At 63.4% G+C, this 18,120-nt stretch carries 16 protein-coding genes; 13 read left to right on the top strand and 3 right to left on the bottom strand.

Annotation, left to right across the window (positions count from 1 at the left end; all coding sequences use genetic code 11):
* Positions 1 to 39: 39 nt before the first annotated feature.
* Genes ABH915_RS20810 through ABH915_RS20800 form a run of 3 tightly spaced genes read left to right on the top strand, consistent with a single transcriptional unit; the run spans position 40 to position 2,876 of the window.
* On the top strand, positions 40 to 1,005 hold the full coding sequence (locus ABH915_RS20810) for an NAD-dependent epimerase/dehydratase family protein (protein ID WP_370124864.1): 966 nt from the start codon (positions 40 to 42) through the stop codon (positions 1,003 to 1,005).
* Between the two features lie 6 nt (positions 1,006 to 1,011).
* Positions 1,012 to 2,271: a glycosyltransferase family 4 protein gene (locus ABH915_RS20805; protein ID WP_370124863.1), complete on the top strand. Its 1,260-nt coding sequence runs from the start codon at positions 1,012 to 1,014 to the stop codon at positions 2,269 to 2,271.
* A complete protein-coding gene (locus tag ABH915_RS20800; RefSeq protein ID WP_370124862.1) occupies positions 2,271 to 2,876 on the top strand; it encodes an acetyltransferase in 606 nt (201 codons plus the stop codon). The genes ABH915_RS20805 and ABH915_RS20800 overlap by 1 nt, the downstream gene beginning before the upstream one ends.
* Positions 2,877 to 2,890: 14 nt before the next feature.
* Here the strand turns inward: ABH915_RS20800 and ABH915_RS20795 are convergent, their stop codons facing one another.
* Positions 2,891 to 3,673: an SGNH/GDSL hydrolase family protein gene (locus ABH915_RS20795; RefSeq protein ID WP_370124861.1), complete on the bottom strand. Its 783-nt coding sequence runs from the start codon at positions 3,671 to 3,673 to the stop codon at positions 2,891 to 2,893.
* Positions 3,674 to 3,714: 41 nt separating this feature from the next.
* Here ABH915_RS20795 and ABH915_RS20790 point away from each other — a divergent pair, with 41 nt between their 5' ends.
* From ABH915_RS20790 to ABH915_RS20770, 5 genes are read left to right on the top strand one after another with little or no spacing between them, the layout of a single operon-like run.
* Complete coding sequence (locus ABH915_RS20790) at positions 3,715 to 4,563, top strand: glycosyltransferase family 2 protein (RefSeq protein WP_026266533.1); 849 nt, start codon at positions 3,715 to 3,717, stop codon at positions 4,561 to 4,563.
* Positions 4,556 to 5,710: a glycosyltransferase family 4 protein gene (locus ABH915_RS20785; protein WP_370124860.1), complete on the top strand. Its 1,155-nt coding sequence runs from the start codon at positions 4,556 to 4,558 to the stop codon at positions 5,708 to 5,710. Before ABH915_RS20790 ends, ABH915_RS20785 begins: the two co-directional genes overlap by 8 nt.
* Positions 5,694 to 7,136, top strand: coding sequence for a hypothetical protein (locus tag ABH915_RS20780; RefSeq protein WP_370124859.1), 1,443 nt, complete (start codon positions 5,694 to 5,696; stop codon positions 7,134 to 7,136). The genes ABH915_RS20785 and ABH915_RS20780 overlap by 17 nt, the downstream gene beginning before the upstream one ends.
* Positions 7,133 to 7,891, top strand: a complete 759-nt coding sequence (locus tag ABH915_RS20775; protein WP_370124858.1) for a CDP-alcohol phosphatidyltransferase family protein — start codon at positions 7,133 to 7,135, stop codon at positions 7,889 to 7,891. Before ABH915_RS20780 ends, ABH915_RS20775 begins: the two co-directional genes overlap by 4 nt.
* Entirely contained in the window at positions 7,892 to 9,166 is a 1,275-nt protein-coding gene (locus ABH915_RS20770) for a hypothetical protein (RefSeq protein WP_370124857.1), read from the top strand.
* Between the two features lie 43 nt (positions 9,167 to 9,209).
* Here the strand turns inward: ABH915_RS20770 and ABH915_RS20765 are convergent, their stop codons facing one another.
* Together ABH915_RS20765 and ABH915_RS20760 are read right to left on the bottom strand one after the other, a co-directional pair.
* Positions 9,210 to 10,688, bottom strand: coding sequence for a glycerophosphodiester phosphodiesterase (locus ABH915_RS20765; RefSeq protein WP_370124856.1), 1,479 nt, complete (start codon positions 10,686 to 10,688; stop codon positions 9,210 to 9,212).
* Position 10,689: 1 nt separating this feature from the next.
* Positions 10,690 to 11,142, bottom strand: coding sequence for an adenylyltransferase/cytidyltransferase family protein (locus ABH915_RS20760; protein WP_197026139.1), 453 nt, complete (start codon positions 11,140 to 11,142; stop codon positions 10,690 to 10,692).
* Between the two features lie 536 nt (positions 11,143 to 11,678).
* On the opposite strand from ABH915_RS20760, the gene ABH915_RS20755 reads away from it, so the two are divergent.
* From ABH915_RS20755 to dcd, 5 genes are all read left to right on the top strand, one after another.
* Complete coding sequence (locus ABH915_RS20755; RefSeq protein ID WP_370124855.1) at positions 11,679 to 14,507, top strand: LamG-like jellyroll fold domain-containing protein; 2,829 nt, start codon at positions 11,679 to 11,681, stop codon at positions 14,505 to 14,507.
* Positions 14,508 to 14,537: 30 nt separating this feature from the next.
* On the top strand, positions 14,538 to 15,266 hold the full coding sequence (locus ABH915_RS20750) for a hypothetical protein (RefSeq protein WP_370124854.1): 729 nt from the start codon (positions 14,538 to 14,540) through the stop codon (positions 15,264 to 15,266).
* 54 nt (positions 15,267 to 15,320) lie between these two features.
* The gene (locus tag ABH915_RS20745) at positions 15,321 to 16,766 is read left to right on the top strand and encodes a polysaccharide biosynthesis tyrosine autokinase (RefSeq protein ID WP_370124853.1); all 1,446 of its coding nucleotides are present in this window, start codon (positions 15,321 to 15,323) and stop codon (positions 16,764 to 16,766) included.
* A gap of 212 nt (positions 16,767 to 16,978) precedes the next feature.
* Positions 16,979 to 17,425: an SRPBCC family protein gene (locus ABH915_RS20740; RefSeq protein ID WP_018774034.1), complete on the top strand. Its 447-nt coding sequence runs from the start codon at positions 16,979 to 16,981 to the stop codon at positions 17,423 to 17,425.
* Between the two features lie 78 nt (positions 17,426 to 17,503).
* On the top strand, positions 17,504 to 18,079 hold the full coding sequence (gene dcd / locus ABH915_RS20735; protein ID WP_026538211.1) for a dCTP deaminase: 576 nt from the start codon (positions 17,504 to 17,506) through the stop codon (positions 18,077 to 18,079).
* Positions 18,080 to 18,120: the final 41 nt, after the last annotated feature.

Below are 18,120 nucleotides of genomic sequence, written 5' to 3'. Positions count from 1 at the left end.
CGAGGTTTTCTGTTCTACAAAATTGAGAAAGGCAAAACAATGACCACACTTGTTTCGGGGGCTGGTGGATTCATCGGAGGCCATTTGGTGGCCCAACTCCTCAAAGACGGACAATCTGTCCGGGCAGTAGACCGCAAGCCTTTTGCAGAGTGGTACCAGGTGCACCCGGCGGCGGAGAACGTGCAGGGCGACTGCTCGCTGCTCGAGACGGCCCGGGAGGTCAACCGGGGTGTGCAGCACGTCTACAACCTCGCCGCGGACATGGGCGGCATGGGCTTCATCGAGAACAACAAGGCAGCCTGCATGCTGACTGTGCTCACCAGCACCCACATGCTCATGGCAGCGCAGGAAGCTGGCGTTGAGCGGTTCTTCTACTCCAGCTCAGCTTGCGTTTACGCGGCGGGACATCAAACGTCCGCCAACGTCATCGCTCTGCGTGAGGAAGACGCCTACCCCGCACAGCCGGAAGACGGTTACGGATGGGAGAAGCTGTTCACCGAGCGTATGGCCCGGCATTACCGGGAGGACTTCGGGCTGCAGACCAGGATCGCCCGGTATCACAACGTCTACGGCCCACACGGCACTTGGGACGGTGGGCGCGAGAAAGCGCCGGCCGCACTCTCGCGCAAGTTCGCGCGGGCGGCCCTGACGGGCGACACCAATCTTGAGATCTGGGGCGACGGGGAACAGACCCGCAGCTTCATGTACATCGACGACTGCGTCCAGGGCACGAAGGACATCCTGCACGGCGACCTGACCGAACCGGTAAACCTGGGATCCTCTGAGCTGGTCTCGATCAACCAGATGGTGGATCTCCTCGAGCAGATCTCCGGCACCGTGGTGACCAGGCACTACAAGCTCGACGCCCCGCAGGGAGTTCGTGGGCGGAACAGCGACAACACGCTCTTCCATGCCACCTACGGCTGGGAACCGTCCATCACGCTCAGGACAGGACTGGAAAAGACCTACGAGTGGATCTTCGACCAGCTCAAGGCGCAAGGGTGAACCCCCGTGCGCATCCATATTCACGACTTCGCCGGGCACCCATTCCAGGCAGAGCTGTCCCGGGAACTCGCCGCGCGGGGACACCACGTCGAACATGCCTACGCGACCCAGTACCCCAGTGGCAAGGGAAAGCTGGAGCGCCTGGACGGTGACCCGGACGCGTTGACTTTCCGCGGAATCACGGCCGTCAGGACATTCGAGAAGTATTCGCCGCTGGGACGGATGCGGTTCGAGAAGTCATTTGCCCGGGCCTGGGTCAGCCACCTCGAGCAGACCCGTCCCGACTGCGTCGTGGCATGCAACGTTCCGTTGTTCGTACTGAACAGATTCAGTTCAACGATGGCAAAGTCGGGGCAGCCCTGGGTGTTGTGGCATCAGGACCTCTTCAGCAGGGCAATCGGAGAAGAGATCAGGAAGCGGCTGCCTGCGGCTGTCAGCCCGGCAGCGCAGCGATGGGTCACGCGCACGGAGAAGAACCTGGTCCGCAGCGCCAGCCAGGTCGTCGCAATTGGCGAGGAATTCCGCCGGGCTTACCGGCGCTGGGGCCTCGATGTGCGCCACGTTTCTGTCATTCCAAACTGGGCGCCGCTCGGTGAGATCCTTCCCGGGCCAAGGGACAATGGGTGGGCGCGCGCCCATCTCCCGCAGGCCCGGGAGATACGTCTGCTCTATGCCGGAACGCTGGGCCGGAAGCATAACCCGCTGCTGCTGATTGATCTCCTGCGCGGCGCCCTGGACAGGGGCATCCCGGCGCGTCTCGTGGTCGCCTCGGAGGGGGAAGGGATTGAAGCCGTGCGTGAGATCGCGGAGCGGCAACCGGAATTGCCGATCACCCTGCTGCCGTTCCAGCCGGCCTCCGAACTCTCTGACATGCTCGGCTCCGCCGATGTGCTCCTTGCCCTCCTTGAACCCGGGGCGTCAAAGTTTTCGATACCCAGCAAGGTGCTTTCGTCCTTGGCGGCCGGCCGTCCGGTCCTGGGACTCATGCCACGGGACAATCCAGCGGCCCTGGACATCAAGGCAGCCGGCGGGTACGTCGGAACTCCGGACGCGCAGGGCGTGGTGGGTGCCGCCGATTGGCTCCAAGGGATGGCGCAGTCGCCGACGGCGCTTGTGTCCGCCGGAGAGCGAAGCCGCCAGCTTTCCGTCGAGCGGTTTGGAATTGGTCCGATCGCTACCCGCTTCGAAGAAGTGCTGGCCAAAGCCGTTGCGGACCGTCCCCGTGCACCTCAAGGGTTCGCGCAGACTGCCGAGGCGGTGTCCTGATGCCAGCACAATCATCGCCGGACGCCGGACCAGGGCGGCAGACGCCCGTCATTGATCTGGCCCAGGCGCCGGGCGCGGGTGAGGCCTGGGACAGGCCACGGGCAATTGTCTATCTGTGGGGGGCCTGTGAGCTGTTGTTCGTGAGCAACCCCTGGCAGATAAGTTCACGGCTCCGGGTCGCCGTGCTGCGGGCCTTCGGCGCCGAGATCGGTCCGGGCGTCACCTTCCGGCCCCGCACCCGCGTCAAGTTTCCTTGGAAGCTGCACATCGGGGCCGGCTGCTGGATTGGGGAGGGCGTCTGGTTCCACAACCAGGACGATGTCTACATCGGCGCCAACGTTGTGGTTTCACAGGAATGCTTCATCACCACGGGAAGTCACCGCGCGCGCAGCGACATGGGCCTCATAACGAGCCCGGTGTATATAGACGATGGTGCATGGGTCACCTCGCGCTGCATGGTGCTCGGCGGAGCCCACATTGGCCAGTCAGCCGTCGTGGAGCCGCTCACCGTGGTCCGCGGTGACATTCCACCGAATGCTGTTTACGGGCGGGTGCCTGGCCCCTCAGTGATCAGGGAACGGTTCCGGGACAATGATGTCCTGTGATGGCACAATGCAGCCTAGGGGGTAGCCATGGTGGCCAGGGTCTTGGAAATCAACCCGTACATTTTTTCGGCGAGGTACTGATGGCCGGCGTCGGTCGGGTGGACGCCGTCGGCGCCGATGAGCTTGGAATCGGCGCCGAAGAACCAGCGCTCGCTCAGCGGGTTGACGAACTGAATGCCACCGGCAGACGCTGCCTCGGAGATCGCTTTGCTGTCACTGAGGATGAAGTCCGGCACCCGCTCGTCGACCCAGGCCGGCCCGACGACGATCAGCTTCGCGTGGGGCGCCCGCTCGTGGATCTTTGTGTAGAGATCAGTCGCAGCCGCGGCCATTGCTGCAGGGTCCTGCTTACCGTCGTTCCTGCTCCCGAAGACAAGGACCAGATCAGCCGTCGAGCGCAAGCTGGTGGTGGCGGCTTCGGCGAAAGTGACTTTCTCGGTTCCCCTGACGATGTACCCGGCACCGGGATGGCCGATGACGTTCATGTCGACCGGATGGGATTCCGAGTAAAAGCGGGACCCGACGATCTTTGCCCAGTTGGCTGCTCCGTAGCCACCCTGGTCGGAGCCGACAACGTACGAGTCGCCGATGATGTCAACGTTAGGGACCGCAGCACGGCTGGATTCCGGCGTGCTGGCAGCTGGAGCCGGCGAGGGGCCGGCCCCGTTGCCCCGCGCGGTGAACGCCAGCACAGCAATGATGACCGCCACCACGGCCAGCAGGCCAAAACCAAGTTCCTTCAGGTGACGGAACCGGAAGGATGATCTGGTCCTGTTTGTGCTCTTCAGAAAATCCATTCGCAAAGACTATCGGCAATCCACTCTTGAGGGGGAAGTGAATGCGTAAGATACCAGCTTCGATCCTGATTCAGACGAAAAATGAAGAGGCGAGCATCGAGAGGTGCTTGGCGGCACTGGGCGACTTCGACGAGATCATCGTGGTCGATTCAAACAGTACCGATCGGACGGCGGAACTTGCCGCCGCCAGAGGTGCGACCGTCATCAACTTCACCTGGAACGGGGCGTACCCCCAGAAGAAGCAGTGGCAGCTTGAACATGCGCCGACCCGCCATCCCTGGATTCTGTTTCTTGACGCCGACGAATTTCCGAGCCAGGAACTGATCGAGGAAATCGCCGTCATCGTCTCGGATCCGCTGGAACGCCGCGTGGCTTTCGACATTCCCATCTCCTATCACTTCGCTGGCAAGGTTCTCAAACACGGCCACCGGGTGGTCAAGCGTTCGCTGTTGAAGCGGGGCTTCAACCGCTATGAGGACACTGGTTTGGTGAATCTTCCGGTGATGACGGAGCTGGAAGTGCACTACCAGCCAGAGGCGACGGGCGAGGTGGGGCGCACTTCGGGCCTGCTGGCACACCACGATCTTGACCCGGTCCGCACCTGGTTCGACAGGCACAACAAGTACTCCGACTGGGAAGCCTATATCCATGCCGACCCGGCCATGCGGCGCTCGGTGCGCTCGTCGAAAAGCCTGCAGGGGCAGCGCTTTGACGTCGTCCCGTTCAAACCACTTGCCTTCTGGGTCTACAGCTACATTGTCCGGGCCGGCTTCCTGGATGGACGGGCCGGCCTTGACTACGCCGTCGCCCTGGCTTCGTACTACTGGCAGATCGGCCTGAAGACCCGCGAACTACAGCAATACGGCCGTCGGCTGGCTGAACATGCCTGAAAAACGCGCATCGTCGAGGCCGCCCCTGAGCGTGCTGCAGATCGGCGGCCTGGCCGGACCGGGCGCCGTCGCGGGCGGTGTCTGGGCGGTCGCGCGCATGCAAAGTGCAGCGCTGGTGCGCCACGGCGCCGCTGTTGAACTCGTCGGGGGCTGGCTCGGCGGCCGGCCGGCCACTCGACCGGAACCGCATGAAAGAATCTTTCCGGTCCGGCGCCCGTTCCGGGGCGCCCGTCTCAGGGGCCTGATTGGGGTCGGTCTCGTCAGGCATGTTTGGGACCGGAGCCGCGAGGTCGACGTCGTCCAGCTGCACCTCTGCCGCGACTTCATCACAACGTCCAGCGCCCTCTTGCTGCGCGGTGCCGCCATTCCCGTCATCGCCCAGGCACACGGCATGCTTGCAGCGCCGCGTTCGCGCGGGTTGCGCGTGTTCGATGCGCTGATCTTCCGACGGGCGATGCGGACGCCACAACTATGGCTGACCCTGACGGAGGCCGAGGAAAGGAACCTTGAGTCCCTCGGCGTGCCGAGGACGAAGATGCGCCGGGTGGTGAACGCGACAGCCGACCCCGGCACCGTGTGGGAAGACCCGCAGACCCCCACCTTTCTGTTTGTTTCACGGCTTGCGGCGCGCAAGCAGCCCACGGTGTTCGTCGAGGCAGCAATTGCCCTCCTGCGGGACGGAGCGGAAGCCCGATTCGTGGTTGCAGGACCTGATCAAGGCGAACTGGAGACCGTGCGCCGTTTGATCGACGCTTCAGGCTTCCGGGACCGGTTCGATGTTCCGGGGGAGTTGACGGAACCTCAGGTGCTGGAGGCTCTGTCCCAGGCGACCGCCGTCGTTTTGCCGGCCCGCCACGAGCCTTACCCGATGGTGATCATCGAGGCCGCGGCTGTGGGTACGCCCATCATTCTGACCTCGGAATGCGGACTGGCCGCGGCCTTGCAGAAAGCGGGTGCGGCGATTGTCGCTGCGCCCACGGCCGATGCTTTCCACGCAGCCATGGCCACAGTGGCGGCCAACAAGGATCTGCGGTACCGGCTGAGTGCGCGGGCCCGTGAGCTGCACCTGGGTCTATGGTCTGCCGAATCCCTCGCGGAGAGTCTCCTGGGATTGTATGCGGAGGCGATAAATGCTGGCCGGCAGTGACTTCCGAAGCCCGGTCAGCCTGCCGGGCGAGAGGAAGTCCGGAATCGGTGCGGCGGTGGCGATCCTGACTTTCCTGTGTTTTGCCGTGGCCATACCGCTCATCCTGCGGTCGACGTCGGAAGCCTCCTACAGCGATACTGACTTCCTCATCCGATACTCGGTGCTCCTCTATGCAGCCTTCCGCATGAGCGTCATTCTGTGGAAGGACCAGGTGCGACCGGTGGCCGGCGTCTTCTGGATGTTCGTCTACATCTGCCTCGGCGTTGTTCCACTGGCCCAATTGTCAACCGGCGCGTCAACCGTACTGGCCGTCCAGGTCGACGATTCGACTTTGTACGCGACGACCGCCATCACTCTTCTCGGCTGCATCAGCTTCGATCTGGCCTATCACCTTAGACTCTTCCGGAACTTGGGAGGCCCGGCGCCCGTGCGCAAGCTGCGGAGCATGGATGCCCTGAGGATCTTTGCGACAGCCGCGATCCTGGGCGGGTTGATCTACGTGGCTCAGGTCGGCGGAATCAGCGTGTTCTTTGCCAGCCGGCAGGAGGCGAGCCAGGCCCTGGACCAGGTGAGCCCCGACAGCGGGCAAGCTGCCCGGGCAATCATCTCCGCCTTCGGTTCCGTAACCTGCCTGGTGGCGCTCATTTTCTACATCCACGTATTCCGGAAACTCCGAAGCTCCCTCAACATGCTTGACGCTGTACTAATAGTCGGCCTGGTGGTGCTCAACGTCGTCGTCAACAACCCGATCTCCAACTCGCGTTACTGGACGCTGGCGGTGCTTTTCGGCCTGGTTTTGCCTCTTATCGGGTCCCGCAAAGCCCTCTTCAACGTCGCGATCGTCGGCGGGGTAGTGGCGGCGATCTTCCTTTTTCCGTTAAGCGACATCACCCGCCGGGCAGCGGGGACCGGCGTCATGCTCCAAACGGACTCGGTGTGGCGGATGATCTCGACCAAGGACTACGACCAGTTCAGCATGCTCGCGAATACCCTGGGGTTCACCCGGGATGAGGGGCTGACCTGGGGCTACCAGTTCCTTGGCGCCTTGCTGTTTTGGGTGCCGCGCGTCGTCTGGCCGACCAAACCGCTGGACAGCGGTGTTGAAGTCGGCCAGTGGATGAGCAGTGCCAACGTCAACCTGTCGTCCCCGCTGTGGGCAGAGGCCTGGATCAATTTCGGAGTAGTCGGGGTGGCAGTCACATTCGCCCTGCTCGGACTGCTGAGCAGACGGCTCGATGTCGGCTTCGGCGCGGGTGCATTGTCCGCCGGATCGGTGGGCTATCTGGGCGTCTCCATCTTCTCCGGGTACATGTTTATCCTGCTCCGCGGCTCTCTGCTGCAGTCGATGGGGAGGCTGCTGATCCTCGCCCTGGCCATTGCTGTTCTGAGCGTGGGCGCCAAACGAAAGCCAGGTGACACGAAATGAGTACGGACAAGCTCGAGCGTCCACATGCCGCGGGGCCCGGTTTTGCTCAGTCTTTCAGGGAACTCAGCTTGGCGCAGAAAGGCAAGAAGGGCGTCCCCCTGTACTGCCTGTACGTCAACCGACCGGCTGGCCGGGTGGTCGCAGCCGCGCTCAGGAACACCCGATTCGGACCCAACCACGTGACTTTCGCGGGGGCGTTCCTTACCTATGGGGCGTTGCTGTGGCTGGCCTTCGGTGCAGGAACCGGGGCAGCTTCCGCTCTGGTGGGAGTAGTGCTCGCCGCCGGGTTCGTCCTCGACTCTGCAGACGGGCAGCTGGCAAGACTCCAGGGACGCAGCTCAAAATTGGGTGAGTGGCTCGACCATGTGCTGGACAGCGGGCGGATCGTCGTCCTGCACGGAGCCGTCTTCTGCTTCCTCCTACGCACGACTTCCATCCCGGCGCTGCAGCTGGCCGCTCTGTGCGGCGTGTTCCTTTTCGCTAACTCCACAATTTTCTTCGCCGGCGCACTCTTCGATCAGCTGACCCGTCAGTCCGGGCAGCGCCCAGCACATCCCGGCCGCGATGCCCCAGCCTCCATAAAGCGATCAATTCTCACGTTGCCCGTCGACTACGGCATGACGTGCCTCGCCCTGATGACAGTGCCGTGGAGCAGCATATTCCTGCCCTGCTACGCGGTGTTGGCGGTCTTCCATTGCGTCTTCTGCGCCGCCTACGTGGCGAAGTTTTCCCGTGCCCTGGCAAGGATGGACTAGATGGCCCGTATGAGCCGGTACGTTGCCTTCGGCGATCAGGCCGTATCCAGCATCTCGAACTTCGTCGCGGTAGCCATTACAGCCAATGTTGCGACCGCTGGCCAGTTCGGTCAGTTCTCCTTGGGCTATGCCGGTTTGCTCCTGTTCCTGGGTGCCCAGCGTGCACTCATCGGAGAGACGCTGCTGGTCAAATACTCCGCCGCGGGCTCCCTGAAGGCGCCGGTGAGGAGAGGCGTTTTGGGTGCCAGCGTACTGGTTGCAGCCGCCACCGTTCCCTTGCTGCTGGCAGGTGCCGTCCTGGCTGACGAATCGGCCCGCCTCATCTGGTTTGTCATCGCCGCCACCCTGCCCTTCGTGCTCCTCCAGGACACGCTCCGGTATTTGTTCATCTGCGAGCACCGGCCATGGCGGGCGCTGCTCATCGACGCTGTGTGGGCCGCATTGTCGATCACGTCCATGGCGGCTGTCGCGGCCACCTCCGGAGCCGTGTGGGCCGTCGTTCTCTGCTGGGGCGGCGGTGCAGCGGCAGCATTGGTCCTGGGACTTCTGTTGGGGCGGGTGCTGCCTTCGGTGCGCGATGGCAGGCGCTGGCTGGGCGTCAACCGTAACCCCGGTCTCCGCTATCTCGGGGAGTTTTCAGCGCTCAACGCGTCCAACTTCGTCGTACTGTATCTCTTGGCGCTGCCTCTGGGCGCTGCTGGCGTGGGTGCGCTGCGGGCAGCGCAATTGCTGTTCTCGCCCCTCAACACCGCCTTTTCCGCTATCAAGATGGCTGTCATTCCCGAGCTCGTACGCGCCAAAGGCACTACGGTCTTTCGAACGCGGCTGATCGAGACGTTCGTGGTCGTAGCAGCCATGGCCGGGCTGTGGGGTGCTGCCGTCATGCTGCTGCCGGGCTCCATAGGAGCCCTCGTGCTCGGCGCATCCTGGGAGGCTGCGTCAGGACTGCGACTTCCCTACTTGGTGCAATACCTGGCGATGGTTCCCTACACCGTCTTGCTGGCCTACTACAGGTCCGTCCAGGCGAACAGGCTCTCGACGCTCATGCGGGCAGTTCTGGCCCTGCTAACGCTTGTGCTGCCGCTCGCCCTGGCGTATGCAGGCGGCACCGTCGGCGCCGCCTGGGCATTTGCGCTGGCAGTGGCGGCCGCAGTGGTCGTTGGGGGGGCCGCCACCGTTGTGTCGAGATCGCGGTCCCGTTCGCGGACCGAATCGTCGTCGCATCGGCCGGATCCGGCGGAAGTCGAGCTCCGGCGGGCTGCTGACGCCCGGTGAACGTGGGAGCACCACGCCGGGTGGCCGGCGCCGGGCACCCGGTCTAGGTGACCGAGACGCCCCTGAACTGGACGGGGACCGGGGCAGGGTAATCCTTGCAGAGACTGATATAGCCGCCGCGGTACTCCCGGTCCATCGTCTCTCCGGACCATCCGGCCCCGTCCACCCTGGAGAACCGGATGGAGGACGGCGTGACGTCGATTTTGAAGTGCAGCCATTCCCCGGGCTTTATGGGTGAGGTCGCGATCGTCTGTAGCCGTGTGCCGGCTGGATTCCCCGGGTCGCGCCGGTACAGGACCAGCTCTCCGGCCGGCCGAATGATCAGGTGATAGCCCCCGACGCTGCTTGGCACCAACACCCGGTAGGGGGTGTCATCCTGTTGCCCGAACGCGATTCCGGCGTGCTGAAGGTTCGACGGGAGTTCCTGTGGCCAACACATTTCGAACGTAATGCTGTGGATTTCTTTCGTGACAGGACCCATCGAACCCAGGCGGTAGCTGAAGTTCTCGCTCTTATCCAGCACCACCGATGCAGATGCCGCATCGATCACCGGTTGGGCTCCCCAGCCTTGGTCGACAGTCCAAGGAAGATCGCCGGCGGCCCGGGAGCCGGTCGAGAACGAGTCCTTGGGTTCCGCAGACGCCGATGTCACGTAGGGGATGTTTGAGCACATCAGGCCCTGAACGCCCAGGCTGGTTATGCGGTTGGCAGTGGAACGGGTATGGATTTCCCAGCAAATTACGGGCTTGCCGTAGGCCACGACCTTGCTGACCGTCGCGTCATCGGCGGTGTGGTAAACGCCAAGATAGTCGAATCCGGCGGCGAGCTCGTCCAAACGCGGAATGGCATCCGGCATGAAGTACCCCCACGTTTTGTAGCCGCGCTTGGCGGCTGCCGCTACCTGGAGGGCGGGGGCCGGCTGCTTCCAGATGAAATGCTCGGTGGAATTTGGGTAGCTGTCCATCAAGTCAAGGAGCGTTCTTGTGTTCGTGCCTTGTTTGTCTTCGATGAAGATGACATGCGAAGCCGCGAACCGGTCCAGGACGTCCCGTAACCTCGGAATAGGCTCAAGAGCAGTCGACGGGCCAAGCCAAGCGCGGGCATCGACCCGGAGGCCGCTGAGCTCGGCATAGGTAAGGTCCGCGACCTTGCGGTCCTGCCCGGTCACCCTGAGCGCACTTTGATCGTGATGGCACACCAGCACGCCGTCCTTAGTGGCGTTAACCGAAACCTCGAGGGCCGGAACACCGAAATTTACCGACTGCACGTATGCCTGCATCGTGTGTTCCGGCCAGTTATCTCCTGAGCCGCGGTGAGCCACAAAGAAGCGATTCTTTTCAAATAGCGTGGCTACCGTGTGAATTTCTGGGGTTTCAACAGGCGGACGGGCGGGCGCGCATCCGGCCAGAAATAATCCCGAGGCTCCAAGGAGGATGGCCTGGCGCCGGGAGAGAGGTTCGCAATTTTCCGGAATATTCCCAGTGCCGGTTCGCACTTTCCCTGCACTTTGATTTGCATGCATTTCACGCCTGCAATGACTCGTTGTCTTCAACGCCGCTTTCAAGCAGATTCAGGGCGCGCCGCAGCAGGGTGCTGGAGGTGTGAACGGTGTAGGGGAAATACACGACGTCGACGCCGAGCGCCAGCATGCCGGCTTCGAGGCGGTTTCCCTTTTCTGTTCCGCGCCAGTCATCGCCTTTGAAAATTACATGGAATCCAACGGCACGCCAGGCATCGACTTTGTCCGGGTAGTTGTCTACCACCACCTCATCGACAAGCCGGATATTACGGACGATCTCGAGCCGTTCATGAAGGGGCACGACAGGCTCTTTGTTCTTCATGAGCAGTGTCGCTTCAGTGGAGACCACTCCGGCGACCAGATAGTCGCAGTGCAGCCGCGCATGTTTGAGCAGGTTGAGGTGCCCGACATGGAAAAGATCGTAGACACCCGATGCATAGCCGATACGAACAGTCACAACGAACTCGATTCTTCACGAATGCCGAATAGGTCATAGGCACCGGCCGGCCGTCGAGGCGCTGGGCTGGTCCCCCCAATTCCATGCTGAGGGTGTTATTGCCTGACGCAAAGCACTTTAGGGAGAAACGCGTGGGCGGGCGGCTAAAGCAGGTAGCGGTGCTAGTAAGACAAGTAGGAGGGGTGGAAAAGCTAGTAGGAGCAACCGTTCCCGCCCTTGGTCTTTGCTGATTTGATCTTGGTAGCTTCAGCCCTGAAGTTCATGATTACGTAACCGGGGGGGACTCCATGCGTCAAAAAATCCCAGCTGTTCTAGCGGGTATTGCGCTAGCGGTGGCGCCGTTAATTGCCACCAGCAGCTCCGCGCTCGCTCTATCTCCGGGAGTTGCGTTTTCCGCCAACGCCCTCCCGACTTGGCAGACAAACGGCGTTGCCTGGACCATGGCCCAGTCAAACGGTGTTGTCTACGCCGGCGGAACTTTCACCCAGATCCGGCCTCCTGGCACCGCCGCCGGTAGCACCCAGTCAAGAAATGCAGTGAACTTCGCGGCCTTCGACGCGTTCACCGGCAACCCAACTTCCTGCGCCTTGTCCGTGACGGGCGGCACAGGTACAACCGTTCGGGCCCTGGCGGTAACGCCGGACGGCAGCCGGCTCTATGTGGGCGGTCTGTTTGGGGCTATCAACGGCGTCAACACCACCCGCATCGCTGCCGTTAAGCTTCCTGGCTGCACGGTAGACACGACCTTCCGGCCGGCAATCGTCTCGGCAACGGTCCGGACAATCGAGGCCACGAACACCGCCGTCTATTTCGGTGGCGACTTCCAAACGGTCGGGTCCGAGGCCCGTAGCCGCTACGCGGCCATGGACTCAAACGGCGGGCTCCTGCCGTGGGCGCCGGCCGTCAACGCGTCGGCTCGAGCGCTGACTGTTCCCGCCGGCCGCAACGTCGTCGTTCTGGGCGGCGATTTCGCAACTGTGAACGGCGTTGCCTCGCAGTCGATCGCCGTCGTCGACGCAACCACCGGCGCGAACGTGCGGACTTACGGCAGCTCGTTCATTTCACGCACGTCGTTCACGAAGTCCATTGTCAACGATGGGCAGAACTTCTACATCGGCAACGAGGGCACCGGGGGCGGTGTCTTCGACGGGCGGGCACGATTTAGCCTTGATACGTATGACCAGGTGTGGAGGGACACCTGCCTCGGAGCCACCCAGGCGGTGGACGTCTACGGCGGTGTCCTCTACGCCGCCAGCCACGAGCACGACTGCTCGACCATGAATGAAATGGCAGACGGCGTCCGGCAGCACCTGACTGCGCAGAGCGTAAACGCCCCGGCACCCCAACTGGGGTGGAGCCCTGACACCAACGACGGCATTGGTGAGGGCATTGGTCCGAGGGCCATCGTCCACACGAATCGGGGTTCGGGCGACATGCTCTGGGTCGCCGGCGAATTCACCACTACCAACGGCGCCGCCCAGCAGGGCCTGACCAGGTTCGGCCCCGGCCCGGGAACTGTGGCACCGTCCTCGCCCAGCAACGTCAGCGCGGAAAGCGTCAAGGCCGGCGAAAACCAGATCCGGTGGCGGGCCAGCCTCGACAACGATGACTCGGGGCTGACCTACAGCGTCTACCGTAACGGCTCGACGACACCGCTGGGAACTGTCAACGCCAACTCGCTGTGGTGGTCGACCGGCCAGGTGTCCTTCACGGACAAGACAGCCGTACCCGGAACGCAGTACAGCTACCGCGTCCGGGCGACTGACGGCACCAATACGGGTCCGCTCTCGGCCTCGGTGGCCGTCACAACAGCACGGAACACCGCAGCCTACCCGGCCGCTGTCCTTGGGGCAGGTGCCAGCACGTACTGGCGGCTTGACGGCAACGGTCCGACGGTCGGCGCCGACAGCTCTGCGGGCAACAACCTGGAACTGAGCTATGGCGGACCGGCATTTGCCGGCGACACAGGAGCCATTGCCAATGACACCAGCCGCTCGACGACGTTCAACGGCACGAGCGCATTCGCCTACGGCCAGAATCGGGGCAATGCGCCCACCGTCTACAGCGCGGAGGTCTGGTTCAAGACGAACACGACCCGGGGCGGGAAGATCTTCGGCTTCGGCAATGGCCAGCCGAACCGGCACGGTACCAATCCCGGACTCAGCAGCAGTTACGACCGGAACCTCTACATGACGAACGCGGGCACGCTGATCTTCGGTGTCTATGTCAACGGCACAAGGACGGTCAGCACGGCTCTGCCCTACAACGACAACGCCTGGCACCACGCGGTGGCGACGCAGGGCAGCGACGGCATGCGGCTGTACGTTGATGGGACCCAGATCGGTGCGCTGCCGAATCAGACTGCGGCGCAAAGCTACTGGGGTTCGTGGAAGATTGGCGGAGACCAGCTGAACAGCTGGCCGTTGCGGCCCTCGAGCAACTACTTCGCCGGCTCCATCGACGAGTTCGCCGTGTACCCGACGGTACTTTCGGCAGCGCAGGTCACCGACCACTTCAACATCGGCAAGGGAATCGGACAGCCGGTCCCCGACACACAAGCTCCCGCGGCCGTGACAGGAGTTGCGGCCGCGGTAAATGCCAGTGATGTGGCGGTTTCCTGGAACGAAACCACCGACAACGTCGGAGTTACTGAGTACCAGGTCCACCGTTCCGATACCAGCGGGTTCACCCCGTCAGCGGCGAGCCTCGTCGCTACGGTGAACGGGAGCACGCTCAGCTGGACCGACGCGGGCCGTCCGGCCGGAACCTCGTACTATCAGGTTCTCGCCGCCGACGAGGCCGGCAACGTCAGCGGCCCGTCCAACGAAGCCTCCGCAACGGTGGTTCCGTTACCGCAGCCGGTCTCGCTCACGCTGACACCGACCGCCGACACCTACGTGAACGAGGGAGCGCCGAATACCGCAACAGGGTCCTTCACGACCCTGGCCACCAGGGGTACGTTGGCCTACATCACCTACATGAGGTTCAACGCGTCCTCGCAGGTTCCTGCGGGCCAGCACCTCGTGTCGGCGACCTTGAGGTTCTCAACTACCACGGATTCGTTCGCAGGGTCCGCCGATCCGCAGCAGACGGTGGCGATGGCCGGTGACTGGTCCGAGGCGACGACGACCTACAACAACCGCCCGCAAACCAGCAGCACCTTGCTGGGAACGCTGGACGGTCCGACGGCACCGAATGCGTCGTACTCCATTTCACTCGACGCGGCCGCAATCTCGGCAGCACTCGCAGGTGACATCAACTTCTCGATGCAGAGCGCAGGAACCGACAACATGTGGTTCTTCTCGCGGGAAGCCACTGCTGTCAAACGTCCGGCCCTGGTCCTGAACTTCGAGCCGAATCCCTAGGTAAGAAAAGCTCTCGAAAGAAAACATCCCATGTATAACGGTCTCTCGAAATCCCTGGGAACGGTGCTTCTGGCGGCTGCGGTCTTCGCAGCCGCCGGTTGCACCTCCCCCGGAAACCCAAACGCCACGTCCACGTCCGCCAACTCATCCTCCCCGGCCGCCTCAGCCTCTGAGGCTGCGGCCGCTCCCCGGGGGTCTTCCCCCTCGGCTCCCGCCACGGGAGCCAAGACAGCGGCACCTGCTGCTACGCCCACCTCCTCCGGCGAGGCGCAAGCCCCGCAGGCTGCACCGGAGCCCACCTTCGCGCCTCCCGAGCAGCGGTATCTCTCATCACGGGTCCCCCAGGGCACCGACCCGAACGCGGTCCTTCAAGTCGGACAGGAAAGCTGCACCCAATTGGAAAACGTGAAAGCCACGGAGCAGAAGGCCGTGGTGTCCCACCTGATCGAGAAGGTGGACGCGGAGGTGGTCGCTGCCATTACTGATCTCTGTCCCGGGCTCCAGCCTGAGCTCGATGCCGCCCGCCGCGGCTTCACCGACGGCGACTTCACCATCGGTGCGGCAGCGCCCAAGGAAGGCGGCGGGTCAATCTCCGCGGGTAAGTACGAGGCATGGAATCCCTCTCCGAGCTGCACACTGGTGGCCTACGATGCAGCTGGCGGGGCGATTGCGCAATCGAACGGTACGTCGGCCTTCACCATCCCGGCCGGCACGGCCCGCGTCGTGTCGGATGGTTGCTACACCTGGCTGGCCGCATGAAACCGCGCCGCTTCGTCTGGAATGCAGCAACCACCGCCCGTGAAAGGACCCGCAATGGACGTCCGTGAACAATTGCTCATATTGCGCCGAAGCTGGCGCCTGATCACTGTCCTGGCGTTGCTGGGAACGATTCTCGCGGGCGTGGCGTCCTTGCTAACTCCCACGTCCTACACGGCGTCGACGAGCCTTTTCGTCTCGACGCAGAACTCGGAAACGTCCGCCGAATTGCAACAGGGCAGCGTCTTCGCACTGGCGCGCGTCCAATCGTATGTGGACGTCACCTCGAAACCGACAGTTCTCCAACCTGTTATCGACAAGCTCAATCTCGGCATGACCCCGGAGGCCTTGGCCGCCAAGATCAAGACATCCACCGCACGCAACACGGTGATCATCGAAATCGAAGCCAGGGACGGCTCCGCCCAGCGGAGCGCCGACATCGCCAACGCCGTCGCTGCCAGCCTCATCACGGCTGTCGCTGACCTGGAGCGGCCCACGAACGGAACGCCGACCCCGGTCCGGCTCAGCCCGGTGGATCACGCCACCACGCCGACCGAGCCGTCGAGCCCCAACGCGAAGCTGGACCTTGCCCTGGGCCTTCTGTACGGGCTCGCAGCCGGAATCGCGGCGGCCGTACTGCGCCATGTCCTGGACCGCAACATCCGGACCGAATCGGATTTGCGCAAGATGACTGATCTGCCGCTCCTGGCAGGAATCACCGAACAGACTGCCGGTCGTCTGCCCGGTGCGGCTCCGTCGGTCCTGGGCGGTTCGGGCGCGGAGGCGTTCCGCAAGCTCCGAACGAACCTCCAGTTCGCAGGTGTGAACCGGCCGATGCGCTCGATCGTTGTCACTTCGGCGTCAGCCGGGGAAGGGAAGAGCACGGTCGCGCTGAACCTTGCCGTCACCATCGCCAAGGGCGGCCAGAAGGTCATTCTCGTCGATGCGGATCTTCGTCTTCCTTCAGTTGCTTCAGCGACTGGCATCGAGGGGGGAATCGGCCTCACCACTGTCCTTGTCGGAACGTCCACCCTCGAAGACAGCATCCAGTACTGGTCCGACGACGGCTTGGCACTGCTGGCCTCGGGACCCTTGCCGCCCAATCCCAGTGAACTGCTCGGTTCGGCAGCCATGAGCCGTCTTCTGGAGGAGCTCCAGAAGAAGTTCGACGTGATCGTCGTTGATTCCCCGCCGATCCTCCCCGTCACTGACGCCAGTGTGCTGACCAAGAGCACGGACAGCGTGTTGCTGGTGGTCGGAACGAAGAGGGTGAGCCAACACAGCTTGGCCAAGGCAATTGACCAGCTCAATTTTGTTGACGCCAATATTCTGGGCGTTGTCCAAAACAGGATCCCCCGGCGGGGCCCCGACGCCAACACGGCATACGTTGCCGGATACGGCGCCGAACATCCCGATCGCATCCCTCCCGTCGACAACCGCGACGACGGTTCCTTCCGCCCCGCCCACGTTCGCCGCGGCAAGTTCGCGAGTGTGGAAACGTAAAGATGACTGCCAGGTTTTCCGGAGCCCTGCCCTTGGCGGGGCTCCTTGGCGGGGCGGCCAGCGACGATCGCCTTCGGTGGCCTCCGTAACTGTTCGGTAAAGGACCCGGAGCCGCCGCGGTGCTGGTGGCCCTGGCGAATATCCTGAAGTGGTTAGCTGCAGTTCGGGGGAAGCGGGCTACGCCTATCGCCGTCCGCCGAGCAAGGATTTTTGTGGCATTCGCAGAGTACGACGTCGTCATCCACCGTGACGCCATGAGCGTGTACAACTTCCTCCTGGACCCGGCCCACCTGCCGCTCTGGCGGGAAGGGGTCCGGAGCGTGGAGCTCCTCTCCGGTGCCGCCGGTGCCAAAGGTGCCGTGTACCGGCAGACGGTCGCCGGACCCGGCGGACGACCCGTGGCCGCGGACTTCGAAATCGTCGAAGCCCGGACGGGGGCGGAGATCCAGTACCAGGTCATCGTCGGGCCGGCCCGGCCGCACGGCGGCTACTACCTGAGCACAGAGGGTCCCAGCACCCGTGTCCGGTTCGCCCTGAAATACGAGCCCAGGGGGTTCGTGGTCCGGATGAGGAACCCCTTCCGCCGGCGGATGAAGGCCGAGGTCTGCCAGCTCGAGCGGCTCAAGTCCCTCCTCGAAGATATGCCCGCCACGGAATAAACGGACCGGTGAAGTAACACTGGGTGGCTGCACCCGCCCATGAAGCCTGGCAGGGTGCCGTGCGGTATTTTTGAACCTGTGCTGATCTCTGACCGCGACATTCGAACCGAAATTGACTCCCAGCGGATTGTCCTTGAGCCCTTCGACCCCGACATGGTCCAGCCGTCCTCGGTGGACGTCAGGATCGATAAGTTCTTCCGGCTGTTCGACAACCACAAATACGCCCACATTGACCCGGCCGAGGAGCAGCCCGAGCTGACCCGCCTGGTGGAAGTGGAGTCCGGCGAGCCGTTTATCCTGCACCCGGGGGAGTTCGTCCTTGGCTCCACCTACGAGACCGTGACGCTGCCGGATGACATCGCGGCCCGCCTCGAGGGCAAGTCCTCGCTCGGCCGGCTCGGCCTGCTGACGCACTCGACGGCGGGTTTCATCGACCCCGGGTTCTCCGGCCACGTCACGCTGGAACTGTCCAACATGGCCACGCTGCCCATCAAGCTCTGGCCCGGCATGAAGATCGGCCAGCTGTGCTTCTTCCGGCTGTCCTCGGCGGCGGAGCACCCGTACGGCTCGGGGGAATACGGCAACCGCTACCAAGGCCAGCGCGGCCCCACGGCCAGCCGCAGCCACCTGAATTTCCACCTCACCAACATCTAGCCCCGGGCCGCTACGCCAGGCATCCACACCAGGCAGCCGGC

Source organism: Arthrobacter sp. MW3 TE3886, from assembly GCF_041262145.1.
In the GTDB taxonomy this organism is placed as follows: domain Bacteria; phylum Actinomycetota; class Actinomycetes; order Actinomycetales; family Micrococcaceae; genus Arthrobacter.
Note: the sequence above shows the minus strand (reverse complement) of the source record. Positions and strands in the feature narration are given on the sequence as shown.

What these genes read in the sequence shown, in the direction of transcription:
- ABH915_RS20810 (WP_370124864.1), top strand. Translation starts at nt 40, where the DNA reads ATGACCACACTTGTTTCGGGGGCTGGTGGATTCATCGGAGGCCATTTG.
- ABH915_RS20800 (WP_370124862.1), top strand. Translation starts at nt 2,271, where the DNA reads ATGCCAGCACAATCATCGCCGGACGCCGGACCAGGGCGGCAGACGCCC.
- ABH915_RS20795 (WP_370124861.1), bottom strand. Translation starts at nt 3,673, where the DNA reads ATGGATTTTCTGAAGAGCACAAACAGGACCAGATCATCCTTCCGGTTC.
- ABH915_RS20790 (WP_026266533.1), top strand. Translation starts at nt 3,715, where the DNA reads ATGCGTAAGATACCAGCTTCGATCCTGATTCAGACGAAAAATGAAGAG.
- ABH915_RS20785 (WP_370124860.1), top strand. Translation starts at nt 4,556, where the DNA reads ATGCCTGAAAAACGCGCATCGTCGAGGCCGCCCCTGAGCGTGCTGCAG.
- ABH915_RS20780 (WP_370124859.1), top strand. Translation starts at nt 5,694, where the DNA reads ATGCTGGCCGGCAGTGACTTCCGAAGCCCGGTCAGCCTGCCGGGCGAG.
- ABH915_RS20775 (WP_370124858.1), top strand. Translation starts at nt 7,133, where the DNA reads ATGAGTACGGACAAGCTCGAGCGTCCACATGCCGCGGGGCCCGGTTTT.
- ABH915_RS20770 (WP_370124857.1), top strand. Translation starts at nt 7,892, where the DNA reads ATGGCCCGTATGAGCCGGTACGTTGCCTTCGGCGATCAGGCCGTATCC.
- ABH915_RS20765 (WP_370124856.1), bottom strand. Translation starts at nt 10,688, where the DNA reads ATGCATGCAAATCAAAGTGCAGGGAAAGTGCGAACCGGCACTGGGAAT.
- ABH915_RS20750 (WP_370124854.1), top strand. Translation starts at nt 14,538, where the DNA reads ATGTATAACGGTCTCTCGAAATCCCTGGGAACGGTGCTTCTGGCGGCT.
- ABH915_RS20745 (WP_370124853.1), top strand. Translation starts at nt 15,321, where the DNA reads ATGGACGTCCGTGAACAATTGCTCATATTGCGCCGAAGCTGGCGCCTG.